The sequence below is a fragment of the Kitasatospora sp. NPDC004745 genome (assembly GCF_042873275.1).
Lineage (GTDB): Bacteria > Actinomycetota > Actinomycetes > Streptomycetales > Streptomycetaceae > Kitasatospora.
In genome coordinates, this window is record NZ_JBIALK010000008.1 from 79,667 (window position 1) to 93,881 (window position 14,215).

15 protein-coding genes are annotated in these 14,215 nt (G+C 74.6%); 12 read left to right on the top strand and 3 right to left on the bottom strand.

Translation table 11 applies throughout. From position 1 onward, the window contains the following. Window positions 1-15: 15 nt before the first annotated feature. Window positions 16-516, top strand: coding sequence for a 30S ribosomal protein S9 (gene rpsI / locus ACFYUY_RS16455; protein WP_360209067.1), 501 nt, complete (start codon window positions 16-18; stop codon window positions 514-516). Window positions 517-682: 166 nt separating this feature from the next. Further along, complete coding sequence (gene glmM / locus ACFYUY_RS16460) at window positions 683-2,047, top strand: phosphoglucosamine mutase (RefSeq protein WP_360209064.1); 1,365 nt, start codon at window positions 683-685, stop codon at window positions 2,045-2,047. Window positions 2,048-2,139: 92 nt separating this feature from the next. Here glmM and coaA read toward each other — a convergent pair whose 3' ends face one another. Next, complete coding sequence (gene coaA, locus ACFYUY_RS16465; protein WP_360209062.1) at window positions 2,140-3,135, bottom strand: type I pantothenate kinase; 996 nt, start codon at window positions 3,133-3,135, stop codon at window positions 2,140-2,142. Window positions 3,136-3,234: 99 nt separating this feature from the next. Between coaA and glmS the strand changes: the two genes are divergently transcribed. Next, window positions 3,235-5,091 carry a glutamine--fructose-6-phosphate transaminase (isomerizing) gene (glmS, locus tag ACFYUY_RS16470; protein WP_360209060.1) on the top strand — a complete coding sequence of 619 codons (1,857 nt, stop codon included), beginning with the start codon at window positions 3,235-3,237 and terminating at the stop codon, window positions 5,089-5,091. Between the two features lie 41 nt (window positions 5,092-5,132). Here the strand turns inward: glmS and ACFYUY_RS16475 are convergent, their stop codons facing one another. After that, on the bottom strand, window positions 5,133-5,693 hold the full coding sequence (locus ACFYUY_RS16475) for a Uma2 family endonuclease (protein WP_360209058.1): 561 nt from the start codon (window positions 5,691-5,693) through the stop codon (window positions 5,133-5,135). A gap of 170 nt (window positions 5,694-5,863) precedes the next feature. Here ACFYUY_RS16475 and ACFYUY_RS16480 point away from each other — a divergent pair, with 170 nt between their 5' ends. The 5 genes from ACFYUY_RS16480 to ACFYUY_RS16500 all read left to right on the top strand — a co-directional run bounded on the left by ACFYUY_RS16480 (window position 5,864) and on the right by ACFYUY_RS16500 (window position 10,914). Further along, window positions 5,864-7,339: an NAD(P)H-hydrate dehydratase gene (locus ACFYUY_RS16480; protein WP_387901137.1), complete on the top strand. Its 1,476-nt coding sequence runs from the start codon at window positions 5,864-5,866 to the stop codon at window positions 7,337-7,339. A 163-nt stretch (window positions 7,340-7,502) separates the two neighbouring features. Next, entirely contained in the window at window positions 7,503-8,702 is a 1,200-nt protein-coding gene (gene alr / locus ACFYUY_RS16485; protein ID WP_360209052.1) for an alanine racemase, read from the top strand. Continuing rightward, window positions 8,699-9,916 carry an alpha/beta hydrolase gene (locus ACFYUY_RS16490; RefSeq protein ID WP_360209050.1) on the top strand — a complete coding sequence of 406 codons (1,218 nt, stop codon included), beginning with the start codon at window positions 8,699-8,701 and terminating at the stop codon, window positions 9,914-9,916. The genes alr and ACFYUY_RS16490 overlap by 4 nt, the downstream gene beginning before the upstream one ends. 116 nt (window positions 9,917-10,032) lie before the next feature. Next, complete coding sequence (gene tsaE, locus ACFYUY_RS16495; protein ID WP_360209048.1) at window positions 10,033-10,530, top strand: tRNA (adenosine(37)-N6)-threonylcarbamoyltransferase complex ATPase subunit type 1 TsaE; 498 nt, start codon at window positions 10,033-10,035, stop codon at window positions 10,528-10,530. Between the two features lie 189 nt (window positions 10,531-10,719). After that, window positions 10,720-10,914 carry a hypothetical protein gene (locus ACFYUY_RS16500; RefSeq protein ID WP_360209046.1) on the top strand — a complete coding sequence of 65 codons (195 nt, stop codon included), beginning with the start codon at window positions 10,720-10,722 and terminating at the stop codon, window positions 10,912-10,914. 28 nt (window positions 10,915-10,942) lie between these two features. Here ACFYUY_RS16500 and ACFYUY_RS16505 read toward each other — a convergent pair whose 3' ends face one another. Then, window positions 10,943-11,512: a hypothetical protein gene (locus ACFYUY_RS16505; RefSeq protein WP_360209228.1), complete on the bottom strand. Its 570-nt coding sequence runs from the start codon at window positions 11,510-11,512 to the stop codon at window positions 10,943-10,945. 162 nt (window positions 11,513-11,674) lie between these two features. Between ACFYUY_RS16505 and tsaB the strand changes: the two genes are divergently transcribed. The 4 genes from tsaB to ACFYUY_RS16525 are packed head-to-tail and all read left to right on the top strand — an operon-like array spanning window position 11,675 to window position 14,184. After that, on the top strand, window positions 11,675-12,331 hold the full coding sequence (gene tsaB / locus ACFYUY_RS16510) for a tRNA (adenosine(37)-N6)-threonylcarbamoyltransferase complex dimerization subunit type 1 TsaB (protein ID WP_387901140.1): 657 nt from the start codon (window positions 11,675-11,677) through the stop codon (window positions 12,329-12,331). Between the two features lie 23 nt (window positions 12,332-12,354). Further along, the gene (rimI, locus tag ACFYUY_RS16515; RefSeq protein WP_387901310.1) at window positions 12,355-12,843 is read left to right on the top strand and encodes a ribosomal protein S18-alanine N-acetyltransferase; all 489 of its coding nucleotides are present in this window, start codon (window positions 12,355-12,357) and stop codon (window positions 12,841-12,843) included. Further along, entirely contained in the window at window positions 12,836-13,927 is a 1,092-nt protein-coding gene (tsaD, locus tag ACFYUY_RS16520; RefSeq protein WP_360209041.1) for a tRNA (adenosine(37)-N6)-threonylcarbamoyltransferase complex transferase subunit TsaD, read from the top strand. The genes rimI and tsaD overlap by 8 nt, the downstream gene beginning before the upstream one ends. Next, a complete protein-coding gene (locus ACFYUY_RS16525; RefSeq protein WP_360209039.1) occupies window positions 13,924-14,184 on the top strand; it encodes a hypothetical protein in 261 nt (86 codons plus the stop codon). The genes tsaD and ACFYUY_RS16525 overlap by 4 nt, the downstream gene beginning before the upstream one ends. The last annotated feature ends 31 nt before the right edge of the window (window positions 14,185-14,215 follow it).

The following is a 14,215-nucleotide window of genomic DNA, read 5'->3' on the forward strand; positions in this document are numbered from 1 at the left end:
GAGCTGAGGAACACCGTGGCCGAGACCACTGAAACCCTTGAGGTCGACTTCGACGAGAACGTCGAGGGCGAGTACACCTCCGAGGAGAGCTACACCTCCGAGTCGCTGGCCGGCCGCTTCGGCGAGGCCACCCCGGGCGCCGGCCTCGGCCGTCGCAAGGAGGCGATCGCCCGCGTGCGCATCGTCCCCGGCACCGGCCAGTGGAAGATCAACGGTCGCACCCTGGAGAACTACTTCCCCAACAAGGTGCACCAGCAGACCGTGAACGAGCCCTTCAAGCTCCTCGAGCTTGACGGCCGTTACGACGTCGTCGCCCGCATCACCGGTGGCGGCGTCTCCGGCCAGGCCTACGCGCTGCGCCTCGGCGTGGCCCGTGCCCTGAACGAGGCCGACGTGGACAACAACCGCGGCGCGCTGAAGAAGGCCGGCTTCCTGACCCGTGACGCCCGCGCCGTCGAGCGCAAGAAGGCCGGTCTCAAGAAGGCCCGCAAGGCGCCGCAGTACAGCAAGCGCTAATCGCGTCCCAGGGGGTGCGGTCCGCCCTGGCGGCGCACCCCCCTGGTTGCGCGTACCGTCGCCCCGGAGTACCACGTGTACTCCGGGGCGACGTGTTCCCCGGCCGGCGTGCGGTGGCCGGGGACGGTCGGTTGGGTTCCGAGCAGTGGTGATGGAGGACGGGACAGTGGGACGACTCTTCGGTACGGACGGCGTACGCGGGGTGGCGAACGAGGGCCTGACGGCCGAGCTGGCGCTCGGGCTGTCGGTCGCGGCGGCACACGTGCTGGGCGAGGCCGGTGCCTTCGACGGGCACCGCCCGGTCGCGGTGGTCGGCCGTGACCCGCGCGCCTCGGGCGAGTTCCTGGAGGCCGCCGTCATCGCCGGCCTGGCGAGCGCCGGCGTCGACGTGCTCCGGGTCGGCGTCCTGCCCACCCCGGCCGTGGCGTACCTCACCGGCGCGCTCGGCGCCGACTTCGGCGTGATGCTGTCCGCCAGCCACAACGCGATGCCCGACAACGGCATCAAGTTCCTCGCCCGCGGCGGCCACAAGCTGGACGACCGCATCGAGGACGCGATCGAGAACCACTACCGGACGTACTCCATCGGCAGTGACGAGTGGCAGCGCCCGACCGGCGCGGCCGTCGGCCGGGTCCGCGAGTACACCGAGGGCTTCGACAAGTACGTCGCCCACCTGATCGGCGTGCTGCCCAACCGCCTCGACGGCATCAAGGTCGTCATCGACGGCGCCCACGGCGCGGCCGCCTACGTCGCCCCCGAGGCCTTCGCCCGGGCCGGCGCCGAGGTCGTCCACACCCTGGGGGCCGAGCCCACCGGCCTCAACATCAACGACGGCGTCGGCTCCACCCACCTGGACCGGCTGCGCGCCGCCATGAAGGAGCACCGCGCCGACCTCGGCATCGCGCTGGACGGCGACGCCGACCGCTGCCTGGCCGCCGACGCGGACGGCGACGAGGTGGACGGCGACCAGATCATCGCGATCCTGGCCGTCGCCATGAAGGAGGCCGGCACCCTGCGCGGCAACACCGCCGTCGCCACCGTGATGTCCAACCTGGGCTTCAAGCTGGCGATGCAGCGCGAGGGCATCGAGCTGGTGGAGACCGCCGTCGGCGACCGCTACGTGCTGGAGGCCATGAAGGAGCACGGCTTCGCGCTGGGCGGCGAGCAGTCCGGCCACGTCATCCTGCTCGACCACGCCACCACCGGCGACGGCACCCTGACCGGCCTCATGCTGGGCGCCCGACTGGCCGCCACCAAGCAGCCGCTGGCCGACCTCGCCGCCGTGATGACCCGGCTGCCGCAGCAGCTGATCAACGTCAAGGGCGTCGACAAGGCCCGGGTGGCGACCAGCACCGGGCTGGCCGCCGCCGTCGCCGAGGCCGAGACCGAGCTGGGCTCCACCGGCCGGGTGCTGCTGCGCCCGTCCGGCACCGAGCCCCTGGTCCGGGTCATGGTCGAGGCCGCCGACGCGGTGCAGGCGGAGGCCGTCGCCCAGCGACTGGCCGAGGCCGTGCGGACCCACCTGGGCTGAGCCCGTCCCACCCCACGTCGAAGGGGCCCCCGCCGAGTCGGCGGGGGCCCCTTCGGGCTGGTCGCGGTGCGGGCGCTCCTCGGCGCGGGCCGTCAGAGCTTGCGCAGCAGTGCCCGGCGGACCTTGTGGTCCGAGCCCTTCTGCAGGATCAGGGTGGCCCGGCCCCGCGTCGGCAGCACGTTCTCCAGCAGGTTGGGCCGGTTGATGGTGCGCCAGACCTGCCGGCCGTACTCCATCGCCTCCTCCTCCGGCACCTCGGTGAAGCGGCGGAAGTAGGAGTTCGGGTCCTGGAAGGCGGTCTGACGGAGCTTGCGGAACCGGTCCAGGTACCAGTGCTCGATGTCGTCGGTGCGGGCGTCGACGTAGATCGAGAAGTCGAAGTAGTCGGCCACCGCCAGCCGGGTCCGCCCGTCGGTGCCGGGCAGCGCCGGCTGCAGGACGTTCAGGCCCTCGACGATCAGGATGTCCGGGCGCTCCACGGTGAGCCGCTCGTCCGGCACGATGTCGTACACCAGGTGCGAGTACACCGGGGCGGTGACGCGGTCCTTGCCCGCCTTCACGTCCGCGACGAAGCGCATCAGCGCCCGGCGGTCGTACGACTCGGGGAAGCCCTTGCGGGCCATCAGGCCGCGGCGGCGCAGCTCGGCGTTGGGGAGCAGGAAGCCGTCGGTGGTGACCAGTTCGACCCGCGGGTGCTCGGGCCAGCGGGCGAGCAGGGCCTGCAGCAGACGGGCGGTGGTCGACTTGCCGACCGCGACCGAGCCGGCCACGCCGATGATGAACGGCGTGCGGGTGCGCTCGGTGTCCGGCGTGTCCAGGAAGGTGCCCAGCGCGCCGCGCAGGTCGTGCGTGGCGTGGATGTACAGGTTGAGCAGCCGGGACAGCGGCAGGTAGACGTCGCGCACCTCGTCCAGGTCGAGGGCCGTGCCGAGTCCGCGCAGCCGCTCCACCTCCTCGGCGGTCAGCGGCAGCGGCGTACGCTCGCGCAGCGCGCTCCACTCGGCCCGGCTGAGGTCCACGTAGGGGGACGGCGACGGGCCGGCCGAGGTGGCGCCCCGCGTACAGAGTTCGGTCAGCACATGCTCCATTGTGAGCCGTAGCGGCGTTCACGGTGGTTGTGGTGTCGGTCACGCACTGTTCCCCCAAGGCGGGAAAAGGGCCCCAGAACCGCCCTTATGCTGGCACGCATGTGCGGAATTGTTGGATACGTGGGCGCGCAGTCCGCCCTCGACGTAGTAATCGCAGGCCTGCAGCGACTGGAGTACCGGGGCTACGACTCGGCCGGTGTCGCGGTGCAGGCGCAGGACTCCGACGGGCAGTGGAGTCTGGTCACCGACAAGCGGGCCGGCAAGCTCGCCAACCTGGAGAAGTCGCTCGCCGAGACCCCTCTGCCCGGCGGCACCACCGGCATCGGCCACACCCGCTGGGCCACCCACGGCGGCCCGACGGACGCCAACGCCCACCCCCACCTGGACGACGACCTGCGGGTCGCCGTCGTCCACAACGGCATCATCGAGAACTTCGCGCAGCTGCGCGCCGAGATCGCCGAGCGCGGCCACACCCTCCGCTCCGAGACCGACACCGAGGTCGTCGCCCACCTGCTGGGCGAGGCCTACCAGGGCGACCTCGCCGAGGCCATGCGGGTGGTCTGCCGCCGCCTGGACGGCGCGTTCACCCTGGTGGCCGTGCACGCGGACGCGCCGGACGTCGTCGTCGGCGCCCGCCGCAACTCGCCGCTGGTGGTCGGGCGCGGCGAGGGCGAGAACTTCCTCGCCTCCGACGTCGCCGCGTTCATCGCGCACACCCGCGAGGCGATCGAGCTGGGCCAGGACCAGGTCGTCGAGCTGCGCCGGGAGGGCGTGACCGTCACCAACTTCGACGGCACCCCGGCCGACGTGCGCGAGTACCACGTGGACTGGGACGCCTCGGCCGCCGAGAAGGGCGGCTACGACTACTTCATGCTCAAGGAGATCGCCGAGCAGCCGAAGGCCGTCGCCGACACCCTCCTCGGCCGGATCGGCACCGACGGCCGGCTCACCCTCGACGAGCTGCGCATCTCGGACGCCGACCTGCGTTCGGTCGACAAGGTCGTCATCGTCGCCTGCGGCACCGCGTTCCACGCCGGCATGATCGCCAAGTACGCGATCGAGCACTGGACCCGCATCCCCTGCGAGGTCGAGGTCGCGTCCGAGTTCCGCTACCGCGACCCGATCATGGGCCCGGGCACGCTGGTCATCGCCATCTCGCAGTCCGGCGAGACCATGGACACGCTGATGGCGCTGCGGCACGCCCGCGAGCAGGGCGCCAAGGTGCTGGCGATCTGCAACACCAACGGCTCCACCATCCCGCGCGAGTCGGACGCCGTGCTCTACACGCACGCCGGCCCCGAGGTCGCCGTCGCCTCCACCAAGGCGTTCCTGACCCAGCTGGTGGCCTGCTACCTGGTCGCCCTGTACCTGGGCCAGGTCCGCGGCACCAAGTGGGGCGACGAGATCTTCACCATCATCCGCGAGCTCGGCGACGCGCCGAAGCAGGTGGAGCAGGTGCTGGAGACCATGGAGCCGGTGCGCGAGCTGGCCCGCTCCCTGGCCGACGCCCGCTCGGTGCTGTTCCTCGGCCGCCACGTCGGCTTCCCGGTGGCCCTGGAGGGCGCGCTCAAGCTCAAGGAGCTGGCGTACATGCACGCCGAGGGCTTCGCGGCGGGCGAGCTCAAGCACGGTCCGATCGCGCTGATCGAGGAGGGCCTGCCGGTCGTCGTGGTCGTGCCCTCGCCGCGCGGCCGCTCGATCCTGCACGACAAGATCGTCTCCAACATCCAGGAGATCCGGGCCCGCGGCGCCCGCACCATCGTCATCGCCGAGGAGGGCGACGAGGCGGTCGTCCCGTACGCGGACCACCTGATCCGCATCCCGGCCACCCCGACGCTGCTGCAGCCGCTGGTCTCCACCGTCCCGCTGCAGGTCTTCGCCTGCGAGCTGGCCACGGCCAAGGGCCACGAGGTCGACCAGCCGCGCAACCTGGCGAAGTCGGTCACCGTCGAGTAGCACGCGCTCGTCGGCAACGGCGCCCCTGCGGTGGCTGCGTCCTACCGCAGGGGCGCCGTGTCGAGCGCGAACGAGAACGGGGCGGGCAGGTCGATCGACTTGCCGAACCCGACCTGGGTGCGAGTGACGTAGTCGCCGTCCTGAGGGTGGGTGAACAGAGTGACCATGCCCTGGCCGCGGTCGATCAGCAGGTAGCAGGGGATCTCAGCGGTGGCGTAGCCCCTGCGCTTGGATTCGCGGTCCTTGTGCGGGTTGGTCGAGGTGATCTCGAAGACGAGCAGGACACCCCCGGCCGGGGCCCAGGAGTCCGCGTTCTCGAAGTGGCCGACCGGGCTCACCGTGCCGTCGGGAATGAAACGGTTCTTGGGCGACACGATCAGACCCTTGTTCCCCGAGAGGTCCAGATCGATCGCCGCCTTGCGGAAGAACTGCCTGGCGAGCAGCGAGAACGCCGTTTCGTGGGCTCCGTCCGGCGGTGGCGTCACGATGATCTCCCCTTCGATGAACTCGGCCTTGCTGCCCATCGGGGTGTCCAGCTCCAGGAACGCCTGGAGGAGGTTGTCCTCGCCCATCGGGTGCTCGATTGCCGGCATGGCGACCATGGCCCTTCTCCCTCCTGTGGGTCCGTGCCGGGCGACAAACTACGGGTGCGAACCGGCGCGGGCGGGGGATCGATGTGGGTGTCACTCGAAAGTGTGCCGCAGGGCGGGCTCCCGCGGGGCGGGGGCGCGGGCTAGCGTCGGTGGGAGCCGACCGCTGAAGGAGCCCTCGCATGCGCCACGCCCATCGCGTCGAAGTCGTCCGGGCCGCCGAGGGCGAGCTGATCGCCCGGCTGCCGGAGGGGACGCTGATGCAGCGCGCGGCGGCCGGGCTGGCCGCGACCTGCGCCCGGCTGCTGACCCGGGTCCGCGGGCGGGTGTACGGCAGCCGGGTGGTGGTGCTGGCGGGCAGCGGGGACAACGGGGGTGACGCCCTGTACGCCGGGGCGGCACTGGCCCGGCGCGGGGCGCGGGTGACGGCGGTGCTGCTCGCGCCGGAGCGGGTGCACGCGGGCGGGCTGGCCGCGGTGCGGGCCGCCGGCGGGCGAGTGGTGGTGGATCAGGAAGTCGGCCTGGCCGACTTCTCGTGCGCGGACCTCGTGCTGGACGGCATCGTCGGCATCGGGGGCCGCGGCGGGCTGCGCCCCGGGGCCGTGCCCTACGCCCGTGCCGGGAGGCGCGGGACGGTGGTGGCCGTCGACCTGCCCAGCGGCGTGGACGCCGACACCGGCGAGGTGCCCGGCGTGGCGCTGCGGGCGGACGTCACGGTCTGCTTCGGCACCTACAAGCCAGGCCTGCTGGTGGACCCGGGGGCCTCCTACGCGGGCGCCGTCCAGCTGGTCGGGATCGGACTGGAGCCGCCCGAGCCCGAGGTGACGGCCCTGCAGCACGCGGACGTGGCGGCGCTGCTGCCGCAGCCGGGCGCGGAGAGCGACAAGTACCGGCGCGGCGTCGTGGGGGTGGCGGCCGGCTCGGCGACGTACCCGGGCGCGGCCGTGCTGGCGGTCGCCGGGGCGCTGCGCGGGGGCGCCGGCGCCGTCCGGTACGTCGGCACGGCGGCCGAGGAGGTGGTGCGGCGGTTCCCGGAGGCGCTGGTCACCGAGGGCGGACCGGCCGGCGCGGGCCGGGTGCAGGCGTGGGTGGTCGGCCCGGGCGGCGGCGACGGCGCGCGGCAGGCGCTGGCCGAGGCGCTGGCGGCCGACGTCCCGGTGCTGGTGGACGCGGACGGGCTGACCGAACTGGCCCGGCTCGGCCCGGACGCGCTGGCCGGCCGGACGGCCCCGACCCTGCTCACCCCGCACACCGGCGAGGCCGCCCGCCTCCTCGCCGGCGCCGACGGCACCGCGCCGCCGAGCGCCGACGCGCTGGCGGCCACCCGGCTGGCCACCGCCCGCCGGCTGGCGGCCGCCTACCGGGCGACGGTCCTGCTGAAGGGCTCCACCACGGTGGTCGCCGACCCGGGCGGCGCCGTCCGGGTCAACCCGACCGGCAGCTCCTGGCTGGCCACCGCTGGCAGCGGGGACGTCCTGGCGGGCCTGGCGGGCTCCCTGCTGGCGGCCGGTCTGGCTCCGCTGGACGCCGCCTCGGCGGCGGCCTACCTGCACGGCCTGGCGGGCCGGGAGGCGGCGGGCGAGCCGGGCGCGCCGGTGACGGCGCTCGGGGTCGCGGAGGCGCTGCCCGGAGCCTGGCGGTCCGTCCGGCGGGGCTGAACGGGCGGCGGGGGAGCGGAACCGACCCGTCCGTCCCGGGCGTCCGGAACAGGGTGACGAGCGGTCCTGCGCAGGTCGGCGCGGTGCGGGGAGGCCGGGCGCCGGCCGCCGCGCCGACGGGCCGTTCGGCGAGGACTCCGGGACGTCTGGGAGACTGACCCTGATGACAACTGCGAACACGACCGGCACGGCCACCCTCACCGACGGCGTACGGGCCGAGGCGACCATCGATCTGGCCGCTCTGCGCGGCAACCTCGCCGCGCTGCGCGAACGCGTCGGCAGCGCGGCGGTGATGCTCGCGGTCAAGGCGGACGCCTATGGCCACGGCGCGGTCGAGTGCGCCCGCGAGGCGGTCGCGAACGGGGTCGGCTGGCTCGGTTGCGCCACGCCCGAGGAGGCGCTGGCGCTGCGGGCCGCGGGCATCCGCCCGGAGCAGGCCCGGATCCTGTGCTGGCTGTGGACGCCGGGCGGGCCGTGGCGGGAGGCGCTGCGTGCGGACCTCGACATCTCGGTCAGCGGCCAGTGGGCGCTGGACGAGCTGCTGCCCGCCGTCCGGGAGACCGGTGTCCCGGCCCGGGTGCACCTGAAGGCGGACACCGGCCTGGGCCGCAACGGCTGCCAGCCGCACGACTGGCCGCGACTGGTGGCGGCGGCCCGCCACGCCGAGGCCGAGGGCCTGCTGACCGTGGTCGGCGTCTGGTCGCACTTCGCCGCCGCCGACGAACCGGGGCACCCGTCGATCCAGGCCCAGCTGGACTCCTTCCAGGTCGCGCTGGAGCAGGCCGAGGCGGCCGGGCTGCGCCCCGAGGTGCGGCACCTGGCGAACTCGCCGGCCACCCTGCTGCTGCCGGGCTCGCACTTCGACATGGTCCGCACCGGTCTGGCCGCGTACGGGCTGTCGCCGGTGCCCGAGGTGGGCTCGCCGGCGGACTTCGGGCTGCGCCCGGTGATGGCGCTGACCGCGCGGCTGGCGCTGGTCAAGCACGTCCCGGGTGGGCACGGCGTCAGCTACGGCCACCACTACGTGACGCCGGGCCCGACCACGCTGGGCCTGGTCCCGGTCGGCTACGGAGACGGCGTCCCGCGGCACGCCAGCGGCACCGGACCGGTGCAGATCGGCGGCAAGTGGCGCACCGTGGCCGGCCGGGTGGCGATGGACCAGTTCGTCGTGGACCTGGGCGGGGACGTCCCCGAGGTCGGCGACGAGGTGCTGCTGTTCGGCAGCGGCGAGCGCGGGGAGCCGACCGCCGAGGACTGGGGCCGGGCCTGCGGCACCATCTCGTACGAGATCGTCACCCGGATCGGCGCCCGGGTGCCGCGCCGCTACCTGGGCGGCAGCCACCTCGCGGGCCTGACGGCATGACGGAGGGACCGGACGGGAGCAGCCCGGTCGCGGCGGTGGCCAAGGCGGCCGGTGCGGCCTCCGGGGTGAGCCGGGCGGGCGTGATCGGGATCTCGGTCGGCGTGCTGGCGGCCGGTGCGGCCGCGGGCGTGGCGATCGAGCGGCTGACCGGCGCCCGGGCGACCCGCCGCCGGGCCCGCGCCCAGCTGGACGCCGAGGCCCCCTACGGTTCGCTGCGCGGGCGCCCGCGCCGGGTGGCCGCACCGGACGGCACCGAGCTGTACGTCGAGCTGGACGGCCTCGCCGCCGAGCCGTCCGGAGCCGCCGGCACCGGCGCCGAGCCGCTGACGGTGGTGTTCTGCCACGGCTACTGCCTCAACCAGGACAGCTGGCACTTCCAGCGGGCCGCACTGCGCGAGAGCGCCCGGCTGGTCTTCTGGGACCAGCGCAGCCACGGCCGCTCCGAGCGCTCCCGCTCCTTCCTGGCCGGTGAGCCGGCCAGCATCGACCAGCTGGGCGGCGACCTCAAGGCCGTGATCGACGCCGTCGCCCCGACCGGGCCGCTGGTGCTGGTCGGCCACTCGATGGGCGGCATGACGGTGATGGCGCTGGCCGACCAGTTCCCGGAGCTGTTCCGGGAGCGCGTCGCCGGGGTGGCCCTGATCGGCACCCTGGCGGGGGACTGGAACGAGGTCAGCCTCGGTCTGCCGTCGGCCGGCGCGAAGCTGTTCAAGCGGGTCGCCCCCGGGGTGATGCGGGTGCTCGGCCGCCAGGTCGAGCTGGTGGAGGCAACCAGGCGGCTGGGCGCGGACGTCGCCGCCGTCTTCTACCGGCGGTTCTCCTTCGGCGGCCGGGACGTCGACCCCGGCGTGGTGCGCTTCGCCGAGCAGCTGCTGGACGCCACCCCGATCGACGTGGTCGCCGAGTTCTACCCGGTCTTCGGGGCGCACGAGAAGTACGGGGCGCTGGCCGCCCTGCGCGGCCTGCCGGCGCTGGTGCTGGCCGGCACGAAGGACCTGCTGACGCCCTCGGCGCACAGCGAGGCGATGGCCGAGCGGCTGCCGGGCGCCGAGCTCGTCCTCGCGGAGGGGGCCGGACACCTGGTGATGCTGGAGTGCCCGGAGCTGGTCGACCAGGAGCTGACGGCGCTGCTGCGCCGGGCCGCGGACTTCGCCGGCGCCGCGCCGCCGCCGGGGGCCGCACCGCCGCCCGGTGCCGTCCTCGATCCGTCCTGAGCCCCGGCCCGCCGCCGCGGGCCCCCGCGCGGCGCACGCCGGGCCGGTGATGTGGCACGGTAGCGGGGGCGGCCGGTGGTCGGCGCGCCGCACGGACCGAAGGGCACGACACGCGCATGGGCACGCACGCCACTCTGACCGTCCCCACCCCGGAGCGGATGGGCCGGCTCGGCCGGGAGCTGGCCGCCCTGCTGCGGCCGGGCGACCTGGTGCTGCTCTCCGGTGAGCTGGGGGCGGGGAAGACCACGCTGACCCGCGGCCTGGGGGAGGGGCTGCAGGTCCGCGGCGCGGTGACCTCGCCGACCTTCGTGATCGCCCGGGTGCACCCGTCGCTGGTCGGCGGCCCGGCGCTGGTCCACGTGGACGCGTACCGGCTCGGCGGGGACCTGGACGAGATGGAGGACCTCGACCTGGACGTCTCGCTGCCCGAGTCCGTGGTCGTGGTCGAGTGGGGCGAGGGCAAGGTCGAGCGGCTGTCCGACGACCGTCTGGAAGTGCGGATCGAGCGCGCCCTGGGCGACGGCGCCGACGGGGACGACCTGGACCCCCGCCGGGTGCTGCTGACGGGCGTCGGCCCGCGTTGGACGGGTGTCGCCCTGGAGGCGCTCGCCTGAGCCGTCCGGGCGTGCGGGCGTCCGGGGGATGCCCGGGCTCCGGGGGCTCCGGGGCGATCGGCGCGTGACGGGGCGCCCACCCCGGGCGTGCGCCGTTTTGCCGACAGGCTGTCGGGAAGTGTTGCGGGCGGGGTGCCGGGCGTGGTGGGATGGTTGCTGCGGTTAGGTCTGCCTAACTAGGGAGGCGCCATGTCGAGCACCACCCCCGCCCCGGAGCGCGCCGTGCGCGGCACCGGGGCCGGAGAGTCCGCCCGTCGCGCCCAGGGGGCGCCGATGCGGGCCCTGCTGGCCGCCTGCGCGGCCGCCGAGGCGGTGTCCACCCCGCCCGAGCCGGAACCCCGCCCGGCCGTGGAGCCGGAGAGCGGAGCTCCCCGGGCCGCGTGATCCGGCGCCGGGCCACCGCGACCCGCCGTCAGGCGACCACGACCACCTTGGTGCCGTTCGGCGCGAAGTCCCAGAGCAGCTGACCGTCCGGTCGGCCGCTGCGGATGCCGCCGGTCTTGGCCTTCGGGTCGGCGGTCACCGTCGCGCCGTCCATGGCGGCGCTGAAGCCGAACACCACGCCGTTCTGCTGCGCGAAGCGCACCACGTGCTCGATCGGCCGGCCGTCCGTGCCGGTGGTGTTGGGCGTGCGGCTGTAGACCGCGTAGCTGCCCGGGGCGGGCTCGACCGAGCCCGGGGTGACCTGGAAGGCGGCCGCGACCTGCGGGTTCTTCTTCGGGTCGACCAGCCAGACGTAGTGGCTGCCGACCGAGTAGACCACCCGGGTGCCGCTGCCGGAGGTCGTCGGGAGCGCCGGGACCGTCGGGGTCGCCGACGCGGTCGGCGTCGCGGAGACGGCCGGCCCGCTGGACGTCGTGGTGCTGGCGGCGGGCTTCGCGCCGCCCGCCCGGTCCTGTGCGCCGTTGGCCTGGAAGGCCAGCAGGCTCACCACCGCCAGGGCCCCCAGGGTCAGCCCCGTGACCACCACTCCAGGACCCATCTTCGCCACGTCGCGCTCCCGCCGCCGTCCCTTTACGTACGGGCCCCATCGTGCCAGGTCCGCCCGGCCGGTTCGCAGCGGCTCGGATGTGTGTTCCTCGGTGGCACACCCTCACGATCGGCCGATCGTCCGGTCGGAGCAGCCTCGGTCTAACCTTGACCCGTGCTGCTGCTCGCGTTCGACACCGCCACCCCCGCCGTCACCGCCGCCGTCCACGACGGCACGGCCGTCCTCGCCGAGACCCAACAGGTCGACGCCCGGCGCCACGGCGAACTGCTCCTGCCCGCGATCGACGGCGTGCTCCGGTCGGCCGGCGTCGACAAGCAGCAGCTCACCGGCATCGCGGTGGGCGTCGGCCCCGGCCCCTACACCGGCCTGCGGGTCGGCCTGGTGACCGCCGCCGCGCTCGGCCACGCGCTCGGACTGCCGGTGCACGGCGTCTGCACCCTGGACGCGATCGCCTTCCAGGCGCGCGCCGAGGGCCTGGCCGGGGAGCCGTTCACCGTCGCCACCGACGCGCGCCGCAAGGAGGTCTACTGGGCCTCGTACGACGCCGACGGCCGGCGCACGGAGGGCCCCGCCGTGGACCGCCCGGCCGAGCTGACCCCGGGCCCGCGCGCGGTCGGGGCCGGGGCGCTGCTTTACCCCGACGCCTTCCCCGGCGCGCACGGCCCCGAGCACGTGTCGGCTGGCGCCCTGGCCGGCTTCGCCGCCGCCGAGCTGGCCGCCGGGCGCGAGCTGCTGCCGAACGTCCCGCTGTACCTGCGCCGCCCGGACGCCCAGGTCCCGGCCGGCTACAAGGCGGTGCTCCCGGCGTGAACCACGGCACCACCCTGCGCCCGATGCGCTGGTGGGACATCGATCCGGTGATGGAGCTGGAGCTGGAGCTCTTCCCCGAGGACGCGTGGTCCCACGGGATGTACTGGTCCGAACTGGCCGAGACCCACCCCGGCGGCACCCGCCACTACACCGTCGCCACCGCCGCGGACGGCAGGATCGTCGGCTACGCCGGACTGATGGCCGTCGCCGGCGAGGGCGACGTCCAGACCATCGCCGTCGACGGCCGCCACCAGGGCGCCGGCCTCGGCACGGCGCTGCTCACCGACCTGATCCGGGAGGCCGCCCGGCGCGGCTGCGCCGAACTGCTGCTGGAGGTGCGGGTGGACAACCCGCGCGCCCAGCGGCTGTACGAGCGCCACGGCTTCGAACCGGTGGGCATCCGGCGCGGCTACTACCAGCCCGCCAACGTCGACGCGCTGGTGATGCGCCTCGACCTCCCGAGCACTGACAGCACTGACCCGAAGGACATTGAGGACACCCGCCATGGCTGACGAACCGCTCGTCCTCGGCATCGAGACCTCCTGCGACGAGACCGGCGTCGGCATCGTGCGCGGCACCACGCTGCTCGCCGACGCGGTCGCGTCCAGCGTCAACGACCACGCCCGCTTCGGCGGCGTCGTCCCGGAGATCGCCAGCCGCGCCCACCTGGAGGCGATGGTCCCCACCATCCAGCGCGCCCTGGACACCGCCGGGGTCAAGGCGAGCGACCTGGACGGCATCGCGGTCACCGCCGGCCCCGGCCTGGCCGGCGCGCTGCTGGTCGGCGTCAGCGCCGCCAAGGCGTACGCCTGGGCGCTCGACAAGCCGCTGTACGGGGTCAACCACCTCGCCTCGCACATCTGCGTCGACCAGCTGGAGCACGGCCGGCTGCCCTCGCCGACGATGGCGCTGCTGGTCTCCGGCGGGCACTCCTCGCTGCTGCTCAGCGAGGACATCACCACCGACGTCCGGCCGCTCGGCGCGACCATCGACGACGCGGCCGGCGAGGCCTTCGACAAGGTGGCCCGGGTGCTCGGCCTGGGCTTCCCGGGCGGCCCGGTGGTCGACCGCACCGCCCGCGAGGGCGACCGCAAGGCGATCGCCTTCCCGCGGGGGCTGAGCGGGAAGAACGACCCGGCGTACGACTTCTCCTTCTCCGGCCTGAAGACCGCCGTCGCCCGCTGGGTGGAGGCCAAGCGCCGGGCCGGCGAGGAGGTGCCGATCGCCGACGTGGCGGCGTCCTTCCAGGAGGCCGTCACCGACGTGCTCACCCGCAAGGCCGTCAAGGCGTGCAAGGAGAACGGCGTCGACCACCTGATGATCGGCGGCGGGGTGGCCGCCAACTCGCGGCTGCGCGAGATGGCCCAGCAGCGCTGCGACCGGGCCGGGATCCGGCTGCGGGTGCCCCGGCCGGGCCTGTGCACCGACAACGGCGCGATGGTGGCGGCGCTCGGCTCCGAGATGGTCTGGCGCGGTCGCACGCCGTCCGCCTTCGACCTGTCCGCCGACTCCTCGCTGCCGGTGACCGAGGTGCACGTCCCGCACACGGACCTGCACGGCCAGGCCTACGACGCCCTCGGCGGTGGCACGGCATGACCGTCGCCGCCATGTGGGAGGCCCGGGCCGCCGACGGCCGCGGGGCCGAACTCACCGCCTGGGTGCGGGAGGTGGCGCTGCCGGCGCTGCGCGGCTCGCCCGGGCTGGAGCGCACCGAGCTGTTCGGCGCGCCCGGTGAGCGGGTGCTGCTGATCACCTGGTGGGCCGGCGAGGCCGTACCGGTCGCCGAACCGCCGGCCGAACTGCTCGGCCGCCCGGTGCACCGCTGGTCCTTCACCAGTCAACACGTCGAGTAGGGCCTCACCGGGAACCGCGACCCGGCCCGTT

Bases quoted from the DNA above. Each gene is read 5' to 3' on its own strand.
- rimI (WP_387901310.1), top strand. From the start codon at position 12,355: ATGCGCTGGTGGGACATCGATCCGGTGATGGAGCTGGAGCTGGAGCTC.
- ACFYUY_RS16475 (WP_360209058.1), bottom strand. From the start codon at position 5,693: ATGGTCGCCATGCCGGCAATCGAGCACCCGATGGGCGAGGACAACCTC.
- ACFYUY_RS16525 (WP_360209039.1), top strand. From the start codon at position 13,924: ATGACCGTCGCCGCCATGTGGGAGGCCCGGGCCGCCGACGGCCGCGGG.
- ACFYUY_RS16505 (WP_360209228.1), bottom strand. From the start codon at position 11,512: ATGGGTCCTGGAGTGGTGGTCACGGGGCTGACCCTGGGGGCCCTGGCG.
- ACFYUY_RS16490 (WP_360209050.1), top strand. From the start codon at position 8,699: ATGACGGAGGGACCGGACGGGAGCAGCCCGGTCGCGGCGGTGGCCAAG.
- glmS (WP_360209060.1), top strand. From the start codon at position 3,235: ATGTGCGGAATTGTTGGATACGTGGGCGCGCAGTCCGCCCTCGACGTA.
- ACFYUY_RS16480 (WP_387901137.1), top strand. From the start codon at position 5,864: ATGCGCCACGCCCATCGCGTCGAAGTCGTCCGGGCCGCCGAGGGCGAG.
- ACFYUY_RS16500 (WP_360209046.1), top strand. From the start codon at position 10,720: ATGTCGAGCACCACCCCCGCCCCGGAGCGCGCCGTGCGCGGCACCGGG.
- coaA (WP_360209062.1), bottom strand. From the start codon at position 3,135: ATGGAGCATGTGCTGACCGAACTCTGTACGCGGGGCGCCACCTCGGCC.
- tsaD (WP_360209041.1), top strand. From the start codon at position 12,836: ATGGCTGACGAACCGCTCGTCCTCGGCATCGAGACCTCCTGCGACGAG.
- alr (WP_360209052.1), top strand. From the start codon at position 7,503: ATGACAACTGCGAACACGACCGGCACGGCCACCCTCACCGACGGCGTA.
- tsaE (WP_360209048.1), top strand. From the start codon at position 10,033: ATGGGCACGCACGCCACTCTGACCGTCCCCACCCCGGAGCGGATGGGC.